Here is a 19,437-nt window from a genome sequence, read left to right on the forward strand (position 1 = left end):
AGAGACAAATGCCGCTAGTCAACGTCGCGATTGTCGCGGTAGACGGGTTCAGCCCGTTCCACTACTCCGTTCCCTGCATTCTGTTTGGCGACTCGGTCTCCGGAGAAAAGCGCTTTAACGTGACGATCTGCGCCGAAACGCCGGGATTCCTCACCTCAAAAGACGGATTTGCCCTCAACGCCACGCAGGATTTTACCGCCATTGGGCAGGCCGATATTGTTGTCGTTCCCTACTGGCAGCACGTTCTTGAACGCCCGCCGCAGTCGCTGCTCGATAGCCTGGTGCAGGCGAGAGACCGCGGCGCAGAAATCGTCGGGCTGTGTCTGGGGTCGTTTGTGCTGGCCTGGGCGGGGATCCTCGACGGTAAGCGTGCGGCCACCCACTGGGAGTTCGAACGTCAGTTTCAGTCCCTCTTCCCGAACGTTCGGCTGGATATTAATGCCCTTTACGTGGATGACGGCAATATCATTACCTCTGCCGGGACTGCCGCCGCGCTGGACTGCTGCCTGTATATCATTCGCCAGCGCTTTGGCAGCGTGGTTGCCAACCAGATTGCCCGCCGGATGATTGTACCGCCCCACCGCGAGGGCGGTCAGGCGCAGTTCATCGCCCAGCCGGTACCCAAAGATACCCGCGACGGACGCATTAACTGCCTGATCGACTATCTTCAGCAGCACATCACCGAACCGCATAGTCTGGACTCGCTGGCGGAGGTCGTCTCGATGAGTCGCCGCACCCTGACCCGTCATTTTGTTAACGCTACGGGGATGAGCGTCGCCGACTGGCTGACCGCCGAACGCCTGCGGCGCAGCCAGGTCCTGCTTGAAGCCGGAAATATGCCGATTGAGCGCATGGCTGAGCTGGTGGGATTTAATTCCGCCGTCACCTGGCGACAGCAGTTTAAGGCTCGTTTTGGGGTGAGCCCTGCGGAATGGAGAAAAACCTTTCGTCTTCACAGCTAGTTTATTTTGGCTAACTCAAGATTTAAGGCTTAGTTAAATAATTTATTATTTTTTCTTAATCGACCTCTCATTTTTCTAAAAAAATATTTTATTTGATGAGCCCTAACGCAAATTAGATATACTCGCATTAAGAATGCTCTTATATTTCGAAAATATTAATTGCGAATAATTTTGTGGCATGGATGAATAGCAATAAAATAAAAAAGAGAATAATTTCATTAGCAAATTATATTATTTTTATCTTATCGGTTGCGCTTTTTTCAGCGAGCGCTAACGCTGCCCCCTTGTCTCCAGCCGATCGCGATTCCATTCAACAGCAACAGCAGCAGCTTTTATTACAGAACCAGCAACAGCGTGAGGAGCTGGAGCGGAGTATTCCTCGCCCCGCGCCCGCCAGACCGCTGCCTGTTACCGGCGCCGGGCCCTGTTTCACCATTCATACCATTACCCTTTCCGGTGCGACCCTCATTTCCCCGAAAACCCGGCAGACCCTTGTCGCGCCATGGCAGGGCCGCTGTCTGGATATGGCGAAAATAACGGCGCTTCTCGCCCATATTTCTGACTGGTATATCAGCCGGGGATATATCACCAGCCGCGCTTTTCTTACCGAGCAGGATCTCTCCGGCGGTCAGCTGAATATTGTGGTGCTGGAAGGACGGCTGGAAGCGATCCGCCTGGAAGGCGAAACGCCGCACATGCTGAAAATGGCGTTTCCGGGACGGGTGGGCGGCATCCTTAATTTACGCGACATCGAACAGGGTATGGAGCAAATTAACCGTTTGCGTACCGACCCGGTTCAGATTGAAATTCTTCCGGGAACGCAGGCCGGATATTCCATCGTTAACCTCACGGCAAAACCGGAATTTCCCTTAAGTGTATCCGTAAGCCTGGATAATAGCGGGCAGAAGAGCACCGGTGAAAACCAGCTGAATGGCGTGCTCACCGCGAATAATATGCTGGGGCTGGCGGATAAATGGTTTGTCAGCGGCGGGCGCAGCAGCGATTTTGCCAGCGCGTACGATGCGCAGAACTTCCAGGCGGGCGTCAGCGTGCCGTTTGGCTACGGCCTGCTGGACTACAGCTACGTCTGGAGTAACTACCGGACCACCATCAGTAACCAGGGGTTTAACTGGCTCTCCACGGGCGATACGAAAACCCACCGCGTTAACGCGTCCTGGGTGGTCTTTCGCAACGGGGAGGTGAAAACCGGCATTGCGGCTGGCGTGGTTCAGCGATCCAGCCGCAACTGGCTCAACGACGCGCCGCTTCAGAGCAGCACGCGCAACCTCTCCAGCCTGGTACTGGGCATTACGCACACGCAAAAAATGCTGGGCGGCGTGGCGACCTTCAACCCGACCTGGAGCCACGGCATGCCGTGGTTCAGTGCCGAAACCGACGAAGATAAGTCCGGGGATGTGCCGCGTGCGGAATTCCGCAAATGGAGCCTGAACGCCAGCTTCCAGCGGCCGATTACCCGTAATGCCTGGTGGCTGACCAGCGCCTATGGCCAGTGGTCGCCCGACCGGCTGTACGGCTCTGAGCGCCTGACGCTCGGCGGCGAAAGCTCCGTGCGCGGTTTTAAAGAGCAGTACCTGTCCGGGGATAACGGCGGCTACTGGCGTAACGAGCTGGGGTATTCCCTCTTCACCCTTCCGGTGATTGGCGCAGTGAGCGCAACGGTCGCCGTTGACGGCGGCTGGCTGGAAAAAGACCGTCAGGACCGTTTTGCCTCCGGCACGTTATGGGGAGGCTCGGTGGGGCTGAGCAGCGCAGGGCGCTGGTACAGCAGCCAGATTTCGGTCGGCACGCCCCTGCACTACCCCGACTGGCTCGGCCCGGATCATGTGAGCGTTAACTGGCGCATTGCCTTCATGCTTTAAGAGACTCTACGACTATGGATACCCGTCACCCACCCGTTCGTTTCTCGCAGCGTCTGATCAGCTGGATTGTCTGCGGCTTAATGGTCTGGCAGCCGATGGCACCTGCCGTCGCGGCGGCGCTGACGCCGACCGGGCAGACCACGGTCGATCGGGCGGGGAACGGGGTGCCGGTCGTCAACATCGCCACGCCCAACGGGGCGGGTATCTCGCATAACCAGTTCGGTGAGTATAACGTCGGCAAAGAGGGGCTTATCCTCAATAACGGTACGGACCGTTTAACCCAGACCCAGCTGGGCGGGCTTATCCAGAACAACCCCAACCTGCAGGCCGGGCGGGAAGCGAAAGGCATTATCAACGAAGTCACGGGCGCCAACCGCTCGCAGCTGCAGGGCTACACGGAAGTCGCCGGTAAAGCAGCAAACGTTATGGTGGCCAACCCGTACGGCATTACCTGTAACGGGTGCGGATTTATCAACACCCCGAACGTCACCCTGACCACCGGCAAGCCGCAGTTTGACGCCAGCGGTAACCTGCTGGCGCTGGAGGTGACGAAAGGGGCCATCACGGTTGAAGGCCAGGGGCTGGATGCCAGCAAGAGCGACGCGCTGTCGATTATTGCGCGCGCGACGGAAGTGAACGCCGCGATCCACGCGAACGACCTGACGGTGACCGCAGGGGCGAACCGCGTGGGGGCAGACGGCAGCGTCAGGCCGATTGCCGGTGAGGGCGCCGCGCCCGTGGTGGCCGTGGATACCGGCGCGCTCGGCGGGATGTATGCCAACCGTATTCGCCTGGTCTCCAGCGAGACGGGCGTGGGGGTGAACCTCGGCAACCTCACCGCGCGCCAGGGCGACATTCAGCTGGACGCGGGCGGGAAACTGACGGTCACGAACAGCCTGGCCAGCGGCTCGATTAGCGCGAACGGCGCGGGGGTGGCCCTCAGCGGCAGCCATCAGGCCGGGGGGGCGCTGAGCGTGGCCAGCTCGCGGGATGTGGAGCTCAGTAACAGCACGCTCGCCAGCCAGGGCGATATGCGCCTTTCCGCTGCGGGGAAAGTGCAGATGACAGGCGGCGGGACAAACAGCGCGGGCGCGCTTGCGGTGAGCAGCGGGCAGGGGATGACGCTCAGCAATACCTCCCTGGTCTCCCGCGGCGCGGCGACGCTGGACAGTAAAGCCACCCTGACCGTCAACGGCGGCGGCGTGTCGGCACAGGGCGGGGCGCTGACCGTCACGAGCAAACAGGGAGTGGCGCTTGCGGATGCGACGCTGACGGGCAAGGCCGACACCACGCTGTCCACCGGCGGCAGCCTGACGCAGCGCGGCGGCAGCGTCACCAGCAAAGGCGCGCTCAGCGTGGCGGCCGGGAAGGATATCACGCTGACGAATACCCGCAGCGGAAGCAATACCCGCGCGACGCTCAGCAGCGGCGGCACGCTGTCCTCCACGGCCAGCGCGGTCTCGGCAGGAGAGAATCTGGCCCTGAGAGGCGGACAGCTGATGATGGACGGCCAGAGCCGGGCCGATGCCGCGGGCGACGTCCGCCTGACGGGCAGCGCCGTCAGTAACCAGGGGCAGGTGAATGCGGGGCGCGACATTGCCCTCTCCGGCGACAGGGTGTCCAGCAGCGGCCAGCTGGCAGCGAAAGGCCGCCTGGACGTGAACGCGGGAGAGCTGACGAACGGCGGCACGGCGCAGGGTAACGACGTCACCCTGAAGGGGCAGACGGTCACTAACAGCGGTACCCTGCAGAGCGCCGGCAACCTGGCGCTGAGCGCCGGTACCCTGGAGCAGCGGGGCACGCTCAGCGCGAAAGGCAACGCGAACGTCACGGTGCAGCAGGCCCTGCGTAACAGCGGCAGCCTGCTGGCTGACGGGGCGATGAGCGTGACGGCAGACGCGCTTGAGCAGAACGGCACCCTGTCCGGCGCGACGGCGCTGACGGCGCAGGCCGGCACCCTGACCAGCGGTCAGGCGTCCCGCACCACCAGTCAGGGTAACGTACAGATTACCGCGACCCGCAGCGCCAGCCTGAACGGGCAGACGGACGCGGCGGGGGCATTAACCGTCAGCACCGGCGACCTGACCACCGGCCAGGATGCGCACCTGCAGAGCGGGCAGGGGCTTACCCTGCAGGCGCAGAATGCCGCGCTGAACGGCACGCAGGCGGCGAAAGGAGCCCTGTCGGTGACGGCGGGCACCCTTGCGCACGCCGGGAAATCCACCGGTAACGCGCTGAGTTTTAACGCAACCGGCGACCTGACCAGCGGCGGCGAGCTCACCGCCGGTACCCTCAGCCTCAGCGGAAATAACATCCTCCAGTCCGGCGTCGCAAAAGCGGACCGCATGACCCTGACGGCCCCCGGGCGCATCACCAGCAGCGGTACGCTGGTTGCCGGTACGCTGGCGCTGGACGGTGCCTCGGTGGAGAACGGCGGGCTGCTGCAGGGGACCACCCAGCTCGACCTGAAGACCGGGTCGCTCACGAACCTCGCCGGCGGGTCGGTCTACAGCGCGCAGGATTTAACGCTGAACGTTCCGGTGCTGGCCAACGGCGGGCTTATCACCACCGACGGCACGCTGCGCATTAAAGGCGACACGCTGACAAACCAGGGTGAAATCAACGGCGTCAGCCTGAGCAGCGACTACCTCAGCCTGACCAACAGCGGACGCCTGCTGGCGGACGACCGGCTCACCCTGAACGGCACTGCGTTTGCTAACGCGGGCAATATTGCGGCCGGCGACCTGCACATCACGGCGGACAGCCTGCAGAACCAGGGCACCGTCGGGGGGGACGCGGCCCTGACGCTCGGCGTGGCAGACCTTACTAACCGGGGCGCGCTGCGCAGCGGCGGAACGCTGACGCTTAACGGTGAAACGCTGGCCAACAGCGGCGAGCTCAGCGCCACCGCGCTGCTGCTGAACCTGACCCGACAGGCCAGCAACGATGCCGACGGGCGGGTAATTGCCCGGAACGGCCTGACGCTGACCGCCGCCAGCCTGACGAACGGCGGCCTGATGGCCGGTACCGACGCGCAGTTTAACAGCGCGTCGGTGACCAACGGCGGCACGCTGCAGGGGACACACTCCCTCACGGCGACCGGGACACAGCTCAGCAACCAGCAGGCGGGCATGCTGCTCTCCGGCGGCGCGCTCGACCTGCACCACACCACCCTGAACAACGCCGGGCTGCTGCAGGGCAACACCCTGAACCTGGCCACCGGCGAGTGGATGAATACAGGCAACGCGCTGGGGGAAGCGGGCGTGACGGCGGCGGTGACCGGCACGCTGACCAACAGCGGCAAGGTGCTCAGCCAGCAGGCGCTGGACGTCCAGGCCGGCAGGACCGATAACCGGGGCCAGCTGCTGGCGAAAGTGCTGACCCTGCGGGGCGACCTGCAGAACAGCGGCCTGCTTCAGGGCAGCAGCACGCTGGCCTGGTCCGGCAACACCTTCACGAACCAGCCTCAGGGCCAGGTGACGGGCGGCGAGACCCTGACGCTCAGCGGACAAACGCTGAGCAACGCGGGCAGCCTGCAGGGGCGCCGCGCGACGCTTGACGCCGGGAGCCTGAATAACCAGGGCAGCGTTCAGGCGCTGGACGCCCTGACGCTTTCCGCGACCGGCAGGCTGGATAACACCGGCGCCCTGCTCAGCCAGAACCTGTTCACGCTGACGGCGGCGCAGCTGTTCAGCGACGGCCAGCTGGCCGGGAAGGCGCTGACGGTGAACGCCGCGCAGCTGACCAACACCGGCATGCTGCAGGGCAACGACACGCTGGCGCTGACCACCCGCGCGCTGAGCAACGGTGCCACCGGTCAGCTGGTGAGCGGCAGTTCGCTGGACCTGTCCCTCGACACGCTCGATAACGCCGGCCTGCTGCTGGTGAAGGGCGGGTTTACCCTGCGGGGCAGCGACCTGACCAACCGGGGCGATATTCAGGCGCAGGACCTGGATTTGGGCCTGAGCAGTGCCCTGACCAGCACGGGGAACATCGTTGCCACCGGAGATGCCGCGCTTCACGCGACGACGCTGACCAGCAGCGGCACGGTGGCGGGCAAAACGCTGACAGCTGGCGCGACGGAGCTGCGCAACAGCGGCCTGATGCAGGGCAGCAGCGCGGTTAACGCCGCCGCTGACCGCTTTATCAACGAGCAGAACGGCAAATGGCTCTCCGGCGGCGGCTTCACGCTGACGGGCGGAGAGCTGACGAACGCCGGTACGCTGCAGGGCGCGACGCTGGGCATGACCGGCACCACCCTCACCAACAGCGGCACGGTGAACGGGCAGACGGGACTCAGCGGCACGCTCGGCGGGGCGTTAACCAATACCGGGCTGCTGCAGAGCGGCGGCACGACCGCCTTCACCGCGGATACCCTGGCGAACCCGGGGCGCATCACGGGCGGTACGCTGTCCCTCACCGCCCGCGAGATGAACAACGGCGGGCTGATGCAGGGAACGAACGGCCTGGCGCTCACCGGCACCGCGCTGACCACGGGCGCGACCTCGCGCACCCTCTCCGGCGGCATGCTGACGCTGGATGCAGGCCAGCTGACCACCCAGGGCACGCTGCAGGGGAACGGCGCGGACATCCGCGCCAGCGACTGGACGCACGGCGGGTCCCTGCTCAGCCAGGGAGCGCTGACGGCCACGACCGGCGGCACGCTGACCTCAGCCGGCTCGCTGATGAGCCAGGGGCGGGCGGATATCACCGCGCAGACGCTGGACAACCGCGGGCAGCTCCTCAGCGAGGGGGATGTGACGCTCGGCGGCAGCACGCTTAAAAACAGCGGCACCGTGCAGGGGAACACCCTCGCGCTGCATCAGAACAGCATTAACAACCAGGGCACGCTGACCGGCCTGCAGAGCCTGACCGTTCAGGGGGAGCAGCGGCTGATGGCGCGCATGGCGATGGCCGCGCCGCAGCAGGCGCTGATCAACGGCGCAGGCGGCAGGCTTCTCACTCAGGGCGCGCTGACGATTGCGTCCGGCGCGGTGACCAACGCCGGGAGCTGGCAGGCGCAGAACATTCTGCTTAACGCGCAGTCGCTCAGCAACAGCGGCACGGTGCAGAGCGCCGACGGGCTGCAGATGACGCTGGCCGACACGCTCACCGGAACCGCGGGCAGCAGGATCACCGCGCTGGGTGCGGCGACGCTGCAGGCCGCGACGCTGGCGAACCAGGGCCAGTGGGCGGCGAAAAACCTGACGCTGACAGGCGGTACGCTCAGCAACAGCGGCGCCATCAGCGGCGTGAATGGCCTGACCCTCAGCCAGACCGGCGCGGTCAGCCAGCAGTCTGGCGGCACCCTGCTGTCCGGCGGGGCGCTGAACGTCACGGCGGCCTCCGTCACCAGCGACGGCAAAATGCAGGGGAGCACGCTCGGCATCACCACCGGGGCGCTCACCAACGGCGGACGTCTGCAGGGCGATAACGGCGCGACGCTGGCCCTCAGCGGGACGCTCACCAACAGCAGCGGAGGCGAAATCGTCAGCCGCGATGCGCTGACGCTGACCACGCCCGCGCTGTTTAACTACGGCCTGATCCAGGGCGGCGGCGAGACGCGGGTGACCGCCTCCTCGCAGGCGCGTAACGACGGCAGGCTGCTCTCCGGCGCGCGCCTGACGCTCGGCACGCCGCAGTTCACGGGCACTGGCTGGCTGCAGGCCACCGACCTGATACTCAATGCGGCAAACGCCACCAACGGCGGTACGTGGGTGGCCGACCGGGCCACGCTGACCGGCACCAGTTTCGCCAGCCAGGGCACCACCCAGGCGGGGCAGCTGACGGTTAACTACGGCCAGCTGAACAACAGCGGCACGCTGCTCGGCAACGCGCAGCTGAACATCAATGCCGACCAGGTGACCCAGAGCGCGGGCGGCAGGCTGCTGAGCGGCGGCAACCTGTGGCTGCAGAGCCGTGGGCTGGACCTGACCGGCCAGCTGGTGTCCCTGGGGGACTTAACGCTGCAGCTGACGAACGCGTTTACCAGCCGGACCGCCGTGGCGGCAGGCCGAACCCTGACCATCAGCAGCGGCGGCGACATCGATAACCGCAGCGTGCTGCAGGGGCAGGCGGTCAACCTGAATGCGGGCGGGCAGCTCAGCAACAACGGACAAATCACCACTGGCGGCGGCGCGAGCACGCTCTCCGGCAGCAGCGTGGCGCTGAACGGCGCGGGCTCGGTGCAGGGCGGAGGTGACATCACCGTGGCCAGCCGGAGCAACATTACCGTCGACGGCTTCACCGGCACGCGCGGCTCGCTGACCCTCAGCGCGCCGGGCGCCATCGTCAACACCGCGCTGCTGTACGCGGCGAATAACCTGGCGCTGTTTGCCGACAGCATCACCAACCGGCGCGGCGACATCATGGCGGGGAATAACCTGTGGATGCAGCGGGATGCGGCGGGGAATGCGAACAGCCAGGTGGTGAACACGTCGGGGAATATTGAGACGCAGGGTGGGGATATTGCGATCAGAACGGGGCATTTGCTGAATGAACGAGATGATATGGAGTCGAGCGGTAATACGCAAACTTTGACCAATCCTGTTTACGTCGGAACGGCATCATATCAGATATCTCTGGATGACATGCCAAAACTCAATTACGACATAGTTTATACCCGTACTGACGTATGGGTTGGCAGTTGCGGGCCTACGGGCGCATGTACTATGGATGAACCTTTTTACAGGAAATCCTACAAACTTACCGACACAGGAAAAACTCAGCGTTTTGCTATCTCCCGTACAACGATGGACATTTCAGGGAATAGTGCGGCAGGTCGTATTGCTTCAGGTAAAAACCTGAACATAAACGCCGCTACGCTAGATAACAATGCAAGTAACATTCTGGCAAATAGTAATGTCTCGTTAAGTGGAAACGTGCTTAATAACAATAGCTATCAGTCTGGTGGTTATACAGACTATCTGGTTTACTCATCCTCTTATGTTGGCGCGGGTGGTGCACTCTACACGTTGACTGGTCAGGAGCGGGTGCAGGATGAAGGAGGCGCTATTATTCGCGCCGTCATCCAGGCAGGCGGTAACGTCACCGCAAACTTTACCAGTAACATCAGCAACACCAATACCACTGCGAACGCGGGCGGCGTTAGTAACGTTATCTCCACGCCGTCGCTGAACACCCTCAGCAACCAGAGCGTCGGCAGCGGCGTGCAAAAACAGGGGCTGAACACGACCGGCACCGTGGCGGTGAACTCGCCGCAGTGGAACGATCGGCTCCAGGGTGCGCTGCAGCAGCTTAACGGCGGCGGCGCGCTGGAAAACGGCGGCGCGTCCGGCACGCCTCTCAGCAACATTGGCACCAGGCAGAAAGGCAACGCGAACCTCGGCCAGCTGGGCGCGCTGGCGAACGCCGGGGTCACCACCGCCGATCTCCGAACCGCTCAGGGCGGTGCCGTCGGGCATTATCAGGGCCAGCGCGTCGATACCAGCGCTTACCCGCTGCCGTCGGGCAACAACGGCTATTTTGTCTTCTCCGACAACCCGAAAAGCCCGTACCTGATCGGCATCAACCCGAAACTGAACGGTCTCGGACAGCTTGATCCCGCCCTGTTTGCCGACCTGAACGCAATGCTCGGGGTCAAACCGTCGTCCACTGCGCCGCAGGAGACGCGGCTGGCGTTTACCGACGAGAAGCAGTTCCTCGGCTCGTCTTACATGCTCGGCCGTCTCAACCTGAACCCGGATTACGATTACCGCTTCCTCGGTGATGCGGCGTTCGATACCCGCTACGTTTCCAACGTGGTGCTCAACCAGACCGGTAACCGTTACCTGAACGGTATCGGCTCCGATCTGGATCAGATGCGCTACCTGATGGACAACGCCGCGGCGGCGCAGCAGTCGCTGGGCCTGCAGTTTGGCGTCTCGCTGACCGCCGATCAGATTGCCGCGCTCGACCACAGCCTGCTGTGGTGGGAGAAAGCCACCGTCAACGGCGAAACGGTGATGGTGCCGAAACTCTACCTGTCGCCGAAGGACGTCACCGTCAACAACGGCAGCGTGATCGCGGGCAACAACGTCACCCTGAAGGGCGGCAGCATCACCAACGGCGGCAGCTCGCTGCTGGCGCAAAACAGCCTGACGCTCGACAGCCAGAACAGCATCAGTAACCTCAGTAACGGCCTGATGAAAGCGGGCGGCGACCTGAACCTGAGCGCCATCGGCGATATCAATAACATCAGCTCCACCATCAGCGGCAAAACGGTCGCGCTGGAGAGCCTGAACGGCAGCATCAACAACCTGACCCAGGTTGAGCAGATTGATATCAACGCCGGCGGGAAGTACGGCAACATCGGCCTGAAGGACACCCTGCTGGGCAACACGGCGTCTATTACCGCACAGGATGGCCTGTCGCTTGAGGCGGGGAAAAACATCACCGTTACCGGGGCGAACCTGGCCTCCGGCGGCGATATGCTGCTGAACGCGTGGGGCGATATTGCCGTCAACGCGAATCAGATCAACGACGCATTCAGCTCCAGCCGGGCGAAAACCAGCCGTTCGTCCGTCACGTATCAGGGCAGTAACGTCACCGCGGGCGGCAACCTGCTGGTGAATGCCGGGCACAACCTTGACGTGACCGCCAGCGACCTGAAGGCGGGCGGCAGCGCGGGGCTGAGCGCGGGCAACGACCTGAACCTGAACGCAGAGCAAACCAGCGAAAGCAGCCGGAAAGGGAAAAGCGAGTCCCACAGCACCGGGCTCGACCGCACCACGATTTCCGCAGGCGATAACCTGGTTCTGAAGGCCGGACAGGATATCAACGCCCAGGCCGCCGCGCTGGCGGCGGAGAAAAGCGTCGGGCTGCAGGCGGGTCACGACGTGAATCTGGCTGCGGAAGAGACCACGCAGGGCGACAGCTATAGGTCAGGCAAGAAAACCGTCATCAACGAGTCCGTACGTCAGCAGGGAACCGAGATCGCCAGCGGGGCGAATACCCAAATCCTCGCCGGGCGCGATGTCATCACCGAAGCCGCGCAGGTGACGGCGAAGGGCGATATCGGCGTGGCGGCAGGCCGAGACGTCAATCTCAATACCGCAACCGAAAGCGACTATCACTACAAAGAGCAGACCAAAACCAAAAAAGGGTTCCTGAGCAAGAAAACCACCCACACCATCGAGGAGAACAGCGCGACGCGTGAATCCGGCTCTTTGCTGAGCGGCGACAACGTGCAGGTGGTTGCGGGCAATAACCTGTTGGTGTCAGGCTCCGCCATCGCGGGCGATGGCGACGTGAAGCTCAAGGCAGGCAACAACGTCGATATTGTGGCAGCGACGAACAGCGATACCTCCTGGCGCTTTAAGGAAGAGAAAAAATCCGGCCTGATGGGCTCGGGCGGGATTGGTTTCACCATCGGCAGCAGCAAAAGCACGCACGATCTCCGTGAGAAGGGCACCACCCAGAGTCAGAGCTTCAGTACGGTGGGTTCGACGGGGGGGAGCGTTGATATTGCCGCCGGTAATCAGCTGCATGTCGGCGGCGCGGATCTGGTGGCTGGCAAAAATATGGCGCTCACCGGTGACAGCGTGGTGATCGAGCCGGGTCATGACAAACGCGCCCGCGATGAGAAGTTTGAACAAAAATCCAGTGGCCTGACGGTGGCTCTGTCTGGCGTAGTGGGTAGCGCAATCAACAGCGCTGTTACCACTGCACAGGAGGCGTCTAAAGAAAGTGATGGACGTCTGGCTGCCCTGCAGGCAACGAAAGCGACACTTTCGGGCGTACAGGCAGCGCAGGGAGCGGTTGTTGCCCAGCAGACTGGCGATCCGGCGAACGGATTTGGTGTCAGCCTCTCTCTGACTAGCCAGAAATCGAAATCTCAGCAGCATGCCGAGAGCGACACGGTAGCGGGCAGCACGATCAATGCCGGAAACGATCTTTCCATTACCGCCACGGGCAAAGGTAAGAGTGCGAATAGTGGCGATATCCTGATCAGCGGTAGTCAGCTGAAAGCGGGCGGTGACGCCGCGCTGAATGCTGAAAACGACATCCTGCTGACGGGAGCGGCCAACACGCAGAAAACCACCGGCAAAAACAGCAGCAGTGGTGGTGGTGTGGGCGTAAGTATTGGGGGCGGCAGCGGCGGGATGGGGATCAGTGTCTTCGCCAATGTGAATGCGTCTAAAGGTAATGAAAAAGGTAACGGCACCGCCTGGACCGAAACCACGCTGGACAGCGGCGGCACGGTCTCCATGACCAGCGGTAGAGATGCCATTCTGAACGGGGCGCAGGTCAACGGTGAGAAGATTGTCGCTGATATTGGCCGCGATCTTTTGGTGAGTAGTCAGCAGGACAATAATGATTACAAATCTAAGCAGACCAGCGCAGCGGCGGGCGGCAGCTTCACCTTCGGCAGTATGACTGGCTCCGGTTACATCAGTGCCAGTCAGGACAAGATGAAGAGCACGTACGACTCCGTTCAAGAGCAGACGGGGTTGTTTGCCGGTAATGGTGGATTTGACGTCACGGTTGGCCGTCATACGCAGCTGGATGGCGCGGTTATTGCCTCCACGGCGACGGCTGACAAAAATTCGTTGGACACGGGAACGCTGGGCTTTAGCGACCTTCACAACGAGGCGGATTATAAGGTCAGCCATACGGGTGTGAGCCTCAGTGGGAGCGGTAGTTTTGGCGATACGTTTAAAGGCAAAATGCCGGGCGGCATGATTTCAGGCGCAAGCCACAGCGGTCATGCGGAAGGTACCACCCAGGCAGCGGTGGCTGACGGCACCATTATCGTTCGCGATCGGGATAATCAGAAGCAGGATGTGGCAAACCTGAGCCGCGATACCGAACATGCTAATGACAACATCAGCCCAATCTTCGACAAGGAGAAAGAGCAAAATCGCCTGAAAGCGGTCGGGCTTATCAGTGATATCGGCAGCCAGGCGGCGGATATCGCGCGGACACAGGGAGCGATAGCGGCACGGAATGCCATGACCGATCCAGAGGCGCTGAAGGCGGCCAAAGAGAAGCTGAAATCGGAAGGTAATGCTAACCCAAGTGATAAGCAAATCGTGAATCAGGCTGGCCAGACGGCAATGGAGAAGTACGGTACAGGCAGCGATATTCAGCGCGGTATTCAGGCGGCAACGGCGGCACTTCAGGGCCTGGCGGGCGGTAATATTGCGGGTGCCTTGGCAGGCGCGTCGGCGCCTGAGCTGGCGCATCTGCTTAAAGCAACCGAAGGCGATCCAACCGTCAATACCGTTGCGCACGCAATTCTGGGCGGCGCGGTGGCGGCTCTTCAGGGTAACAGCGCCGCTGCGGGAGCTGCAGGGGCGGCAACGGGCGAGCTAGCTGCGCATGCTATAGCCAGCCTGCTCTATCCGGATGTTAAAGACCTGTCGAAACTGAGCGAAGATCAAAAGCAGACGGTCATTACTTTGGCATCAATATCGGCGGGGATGGCTGGAGGAATTGCGGGGAATAAGACGGTCTCGACAGCAACGGGTGCACAAAGCGGGAAGAATGCGGCTGAGAATAATGCCAATTCTTTCCCTCTACCTGATGGTCTGGCCAAATATATGACTTCTGCAGGCTCATTGAACAATTATGCGGAAGCCAAAGGTGCATCTGCGGATGAAAAGCAGGCCATGATGAATAAGCTGGCAAAAGGAGACTTGCCTGAAAATCAGCAACCCGCTACCGGGCTGGTTAAAGCATGGGGTGCGGGTATGTCAAGTGTAGTTGCTCCAGCACTATTACCTGGAGCGGCAACGGCAGGATCCGTCGTGGCTTCTGGAATGATTGGTGGCACAGCAAATGTGTGGTCTCAATTAAACACTAATGAACCCTTCAGCGTAACCGACGCACTTATAGCAACAGGGGTTAGTGGATTAACACAAGGTCGTGGGTTCTGGTTTACAGAAGGTGCGAGTATGGCTGGTGCTTATGCGGGGGCTGTGTTGCAAGGGAAAGATCCGCTTGCTCCAACTGTTGGCGCAGGATTTGGAACTTTAGCGGGGGCGGGAATAGGTAAGGGATATGAGAAATTGCAAAATTACTTCCCGCAATATTCTTTGCCAAAATATACTAGTACTATTACCGAAGCTGTTGGTTCCGAATTTATTGGTAGCTACGCCCAAGCTTTAACTGAAAAACTACAAAAAAACCAGAGTAGCAATAAATGATGATTAATCCGCGACTAAAACTTTTCTTATTACTGGTATTACTCTGGATGTCAGGTCTCTTTATCACTATGGCTGCAGGCCGTCTGCTAATTGCAGCGGCCTCGTATCTCTTCCTTAATGATTTTGATTTCAAGTGGAGCGACTTGATTACTGCGCTCAAAATCTCTGTAGGCGCAGGGTTCATCATTGGAGGGGGGCAGTCCCTGCAGGTGAAAGAGAAAAAATGAAAATTTCATTTTACTGGGCTTTAAAAGAAGAGAATGCGGCCTACCCCAGCCTCTCCACCTTCGTCTCCCCCTCCACCATAGACAGCTGATACAGCGAGAAAGATCGCTGCTTCTCAATCAACTGCGCCAGCTCCGGCGAGTGGCTGGTGAGCCAGATCTGCGAGTAGCGGCTGGCCTCGGCGATTAAGCTCGCCAGGGCAGGCAGCATCTGCGGGTGCAGGCTGTTTTCCGGTTCGTTCAACGCGATAAACGCCGGTGGGCGCGGGCTTAACAGCGCTACCGCCAGGCACAGAAAGCGCAGGGTGCCGTCGGAGAACTCCGCGGGTTCCAGCGGCCTGCTCAATCCCTCGCGCTGCATCATCATGCGAAAACGTCCGCCGGCGTTGTCGCTGTAAAACACGCAGCCGGGGAAGGCCTGGTCAAGGATGCGCATCAGCAGCAGCTCGTCGCCAATTTCGACGATGGTCTGAAACGCCGCCGCCAGGTTAGCGCCGTCGCTGGCCAGCACCGGGGAGCGGAAACCGACCTGCGGCGCCCGCATCGCCGAGCCGATTGATACAGAAAACTCATGATAAAAGCGCCAGTTACGCAGGGACTCGCGCATCTGCGACACTTCCGGGTAGAGGTGCGGTTCGCCGAGCTGTCCGAATACCGATTCGTTCTCGTACAGCGTGCCGCTGTGGGTCACCTTCTCGTGATGCACGTTGTTCAGAAACACAGCCTGGTTCTTACGCTTCATCAGCTGTGACGAAGGACGACGGTGCTGGCCGCTCAGCCAGAGAGATTCTTCCTTGATCACCGGGTCGAGCTGAAATTGCGAGGGATAGGGCAGCTTCTCCACAAACCCGACCTGCAGCTCGTATTCGTAGGTCTCTGTTTCTACCGCGAGGTTCATCCGCCGCAGCTGGTCGCTGCGGGTTTTGCCTGCCCAGAACACCTTCAGAATGCCGCCCTCGTTCGCCAGCGCCTGGGAAAACTGCCCCTGGGCGGCGCTGTGCATCAGGTGTATCGCCTTGTAGATATTGGATTTTCCGGTCCCGTTCGGCCCGAAGACGATATTGAGCTGCTCCAGCTCCAGCGACATGTCGCGGATGGAGCGGTAGTTTTGAATGTGCAGGGTGTGGATCACAGGCAGGCCCCTTTCGCAGAATAAGCCTGTATATAATCACAGCCTTTGAGATGAAATGCAAAAAAGAGACGACAGTGAGGATGTCGTCTAAACGGGGTACTGCTTTGGGCCTCTACGGGTCAATGGGGCCTTCGCATTTTTATGATCACTTGACTGCCAGACGCAGACCCAAATCATCAGGATAGGGATCAAAGTAGTTTTGCGTCATCAGATACCGGTCGGGGTATTCGGCCAGGTAGTGCTTCAGCAGCGTGATCGGGGCGAGGATTGGCAACTGTCCGTTGCGATAGTGCAGGATCACGTCGCGCAGCTCGCCGCGCTGGCGGGTGTTAAGCTGGTTACGAAAATACCCCTGAATATGCATCAGCACGTTGGTGTGATTCTTCCGCGAGGCGGGTTTTTTCAGGATGGTCATCAGCTTTTCCCGGTACGCCACGAAGAAGGCGTCCAGGTCTTCCCACTCGTGCAGCGAGGCAACGAACGGGCCGATTTCACGGTAACCCGCCTGATGGTGCGCCAGCAGCTGGAGTTTGTAACGGCTGTGGAAGTCCAGCAGCGCGCGGCGCGTGAGGCCATTTTTACGCAGCGTGTTCAGTTCGTGCAGGGCAAAAACACGTTCGACGAAATTTTCCCGCAGCACCGGATCGTGCAGGCGTCCATCCTCTTCCACGGGCAGCCACGGCCAGGTTTCAAGGAGGGCAGCGGTGAACAGCCCGACCCCCTCCTTGCGGCCCCGGTTGCCGTTTTCATCGTACAGCCGCACGCGTTCCAGGCCGCAGCTTGGGGATTTTGCACAGACGATAAATCCGGACAGATCGCCGATTTTTGGCAGATAGTCCGCCGTAAAGTCGGCCATTTTCTGCGTGAGGTCATCATGAGGCGGCTTGCTAAAACGGAGCTGCGTTTCGCCGCTTTCCGTCAGCGTCAGGCGTATGGCCGGGCGAGGCGTCGGCAGGCCGATGGCCATCTCCGGGCAGACGGGCCTGAAATTTACCCACTGGGCCAGCTCATCCATGACGAAGCCCATACGCTTGTGTCCGCCGTCAAAGCGAACGGCGGATCCGGTCAAACATCCGCTAATACCCAGCACTGGTTTCGTCGTCATGGTGTAGTCCTCCCGTTCATATAATTAAAACTTACACAACATGACTAATTTGTCCAAATATTCGCGGAACTATTTTTTTTATTCCTTTAGAATCAATGCGTCTTAGCTGCCCTTATAGGTCGAGTAACCGTACTGGCTCAGCAGAAGCGGGATGTGCAGCTTCTCGTTGGTGCGGGTCACGGTAAACAGCACCGGGATCTCCGGGAAGAAGGAGTCCAGCTTTTTGCCGTGGAAGTACTCTGCGGTTTTGAAGGTCACTTTATACACGCCAGGCTGCATGTCCTGGTCCTGCGGATAGAGCGATTTGATGCGTCCGTCGTGGTCGGTTTTACCGCTGGCAATCGAGGTCCATTTGTCCTGCTGCTGCTTCTCCAGCGTGACGGTGACGCCCGGTGGAGGCGTGCCGGTTTGCTGGTCGAGGATGTGTACGCTCAAGGTGCCAGCAGGAGCGGCGCTAAAGGCGGCAGGGGTAAAGGCCATCGCGGCCAGCATCAGCAGAGGGGTAGTTTTTTTCATGGTGTTTTCCTGTGGAGTTATAGGTCACAGGAAAACGTTAGCATCTGCGGCGCGGGAAAATATTCAACTTTTCGTGAAGATTCCCGCAGGAGAAAATTATCAGAGGATAATTACTTCAAGCGATACCTGCTGCTGCCACTGCTCCACCTGCTTTTTCCGCGCGGCGGTGAGCTTGCCGCTGGTGACCAGCAGCCATTTCCGCTCCGGGAAAATTTCCGGTGCCAGCGCTTCAGGCGGAACCGGCAGGATGTCGATGCGGTGGCCCTGGCCGGTGCGCGTTAGGGCTTCGAGCCAGATCTCGCACGGGTCGTTCAGGTGCCAGCCGCTGAGCAGAATATTATCGCCCGGCGCTTTTTTATCGCCTTCGAGGCAAAACGAGGTGTAGGCCATGATGATGCCGTCGAGGATCGCGCGCAGGGTCATGGCGGCGGCGACGTTGGCCGAGACCTGGCTGCGCAGCGGGCGCAGCACGTTCGCGACCAGCTCTGGCCTTGGGTACTCGCGTCCGGCGTCGTAAATCATCTGGCGCAGAGACTCAACTTTGCCGTCCTGCAGGCGTTGCAGCATGTTCTGCTGCAGGGTTTGCCAGTTGTTGGTCCGCCCGGGCGTCGGGCGTTCCAGCAGCGGTTTGACCTGGCCGATCGGGACGCCTTTTTTTACCCAGTCGAGGATTTTGAGCGCCTGCTGGACGTCCTCATCGCTGTACTGGCGGTGGCCGCCTTCCGTGCGCTGTGGCTTGAGTAAACCGTAGCGACGCTGCCACGCCCGCAGGGTGGTGGCGGTGATGCCGCTGAGTCTGGCGAATTCGCCGATGGAGTAAGCCATGTCCGTGTCCAGAGTGGAGGAATACTCTCAATATACTACGAATTTTCCCGAAGGGGATGAAGCGCCGAAACGGTGCACTACACTTAACATCCAACCGTGCAAATGAAAGGAATTCTCATGAAGCTATGGCCCGTTGTGACCGGTGTTGCGATTGCTTTGACGCTGGTCGCCTGTAAATCCCCCACGCCGCCGAAAGGCGTGCAGCCTATTACCAACTTCGAAGCCAGCCGCTATCTCGGCAAATGGTACGAAGTCGCCCGTCTGGAAAACCGCTTCGAACGCGGGCTGGAGCAGGTGACGGCGACCTACGGCAAGCGCAGCGACGGCGGTATCAGCGTGCTTAACCGGGGGTACGATCCGGTGAAGAACAAGTGGAATGAGAGCGAAGGCAAAGCGTACTTCACCGGCGAGCCGACCACGGCCGCGCTGAAGGTGTCGTTCTTCGGCCCGTTCTACGGCGGGTATAACGTGATCAGGCTGGACGATAAGTACCAGTACGCGCTGGTGAGCGGCCCGAACCGCGATTACCTGTGGATCCTGTCGCGCACGCCAACCATCCCGGATGCGGTGAAGCAGGATTACCTGAACACTGCGCGCAGTCTGGGCTTCCGGGTTGACCAGCTGGTGTGGGTGAAGCAGTAGCC

The 19,437-nt window shown here is 60.8% G+C and carries 9 protein-coding genes; 5 read left to right on the forward strand and 4 right to left on the reverse strand.

The genetic code is table 11. The features are described 5' to 3' along the window. Positions 1-8: 8 nt before the first annotated feature. From AB3N39_RS00265 to AB3N39_RS00280, 4 genes are all read left to right on the forward strand, one after another. Positions 9-962, forward strand: a complete 954-nt coding sequence (locus AB3N39_RS00265; RefSeq protein ID WP_367896989.1) for a GlxA family transcriptional regulator — start codon at positions 9-11, stop codon at positions 960-962. Positions 963-1,144: 182 nt separating this feature from the next. Beyond that, positions 1,145-2,842 carry a ShlB/FhaC/HecB family hemolysin secretion/activation protein gene (locus AB3N39_RS00270; protein ID WP_367897318.1) on the forward strand — a complete coding sequence of 566 codons (1,698 nt, stop codon included), beginning with the start codon at positions 1,145-1,147 and terminating at the stop codon, positions 2,840-2,842. Between the two features lie 14 nt (positions 2,843-2,856). After that, positions 2,857-14,991 (forward strand): hemagglutinin repeat-containing protein, encoded by a 12,135-nt coding sequence (locus AB3N39_RS00275; RefSeq protein WP_367896990.1) that lies wholly within the window; start codon positions 2,857-2,859, stop codon positions 14,989-14,991. Next, positions 14,988-15,218 (forward strand): hypothetical protein, encoded by a 231-nt coding sequence (locus AB3N39_RS00280; protein WP_047651828.1) that lies wholly within the window; start codon positions 14,988-14,990, stop codon positions 15,216-15,218. The genes AB3N39_RS00275 and AB3N39_RS00280 overlap by 4 nt, the downstream gene beginning before the upstream one ends. Before the next feature lie 40 nt (positions 15,219-15,258). On the opposite strand, the gene AB3N39_RS00285 is transcribed toward AB3N39_RS00280, so the two are convergent. From AB3N39_RS00285 to AB3N39_RS00300, 4 genes are all read right to left on the reverse strand, one after another. Next, a complete protein-coding gene (locus AB3N39_RS00285; RefSeq protein WP_367896991.1) occupies positions 15,259-16,347 on the reverse strand; it encodes an AAA family ATPase in 1,089 nt (362 codons plus the stop codon). Between the two features lie 145 nt (positions 16,348-16,492). Continuing rightward, positions 16,493-17,452, reverse strand: coding sequence for a DUF523 and DUF1722 domain-containing protein (locus tag AB3N39_RS00290; RefSeq protein ID WP_111964276.1), 960 nt, complete (start codon positions 17,450-17,452; stop codon positions 16,493-16,495). 102 nt (positions 17,453-17,554) lie between these two features. Next, complete coding sequence (gene uraH / locus AB3N39_RS00295) at positions 17,555-17,968, reverse strand: hydroxyisourate hydrolase (protein ID WP_252093524.1); 414 nt, start codon at positions 17,966-17,968, stop codon at positions 17,555-17,557. 99 nt (positions 17,969-18,067) lie between these two features. Next, positions 18,068-18,793 (reverse strand): MerR family transcriptional regulator, encoded by a 726-nt coding sequence (locus AB3N39_RS00300; protein WP_136195873.1) that lies wholly within the window; start codon positions 18,791-18,793, stop codon positions 18,068-18,070. Between the two features lie 117 nt (positions 18,794-18,910). Between AB3N39_RS00300 and AB3N39_RS00305 the strand changes: the two genes are divergently transcribed. Beyond that, positions 18,911-19,435, forward strand: coding sequence for a lipocalin family protein (locus AB3N39_RS00305; RefSeq protein WP_008500115.1), 525 nt, complete (start codon positions 18,911-18,913; stop codon positions 19,433-19,435). Positions 19,436-19,437: the final 2 nt, after the last annotated feature.

The organism is Enterobacter vonholyi, assembly GCF_040834095.1.
Classification (GTDB): domain Bacteria; phylum Pseudomonadota; class Gammaproteobacteria; order Enterobacterales; family Enterobacteriaceae; genus Enterobacter; species Enterobacter vonholyi.

Excerpts from the sequence above, each read along its gene's own strand:
- AB3N39_RS00265 (WP_367896989.1), top strand. The coding sequence starts at position 9 with ATGCCGCTAGTCAACGTCGCGATTGTCGCGGTAGACGGGTTCAGCCCG.
- AB3N39_RS00270 (WP_367897318.1), top strand. The coding sequence starts at position 1,145 with ATGAATAGCAATAAAATAAAAAAGAGAATAATTTCATTAGCAAATTAT.
- AB3N39_RS00275 (WP_367896990.1), top strand. The coding sequence starts at position 2,857 with ATGGATACCCGTCACCCACCCGTTCGTTTCTCGCAGCGTCTGATCAGC.
- AB3N39_RS00280 (WP_047651828.1), top strand. The coding sequence starts at position 14,988 with ATGATGATTAATCCGCGACTAAAACTTTTCTTATTACTGGTATTACTC.
- AB3N39_RS00290 (WP_111964276.1), bottom strand. The coding sequence starts at position 17,452 with ATGACGACGAAACCAGTGCTGGGTATTAGCGGATGTTTGACCGGATCC.
- uraH (WP_252093524.1), bottom strand. The coding sequence starts at position 17,968 with ATGAAAAAAACTACCCCTCTGCTGATGCTGGCCGCGATGGCCTTTACC.
- AB3N39_RS00300 (WP_136195873.1), bottom strand. The coding sequence starts at position 18,793 with ATGGCTTACTCCATCGGCGAATTCGCCAGACTCAGCGGCATCACCGCC.
- AB3N39_RS00305 (WP_008500115.1), top strand. The coding sequence starts at position 18,911 with ATGAAGCTATGGCCCGTTGTGACCGGTGTTGCGATTGCTTTGACGCTG.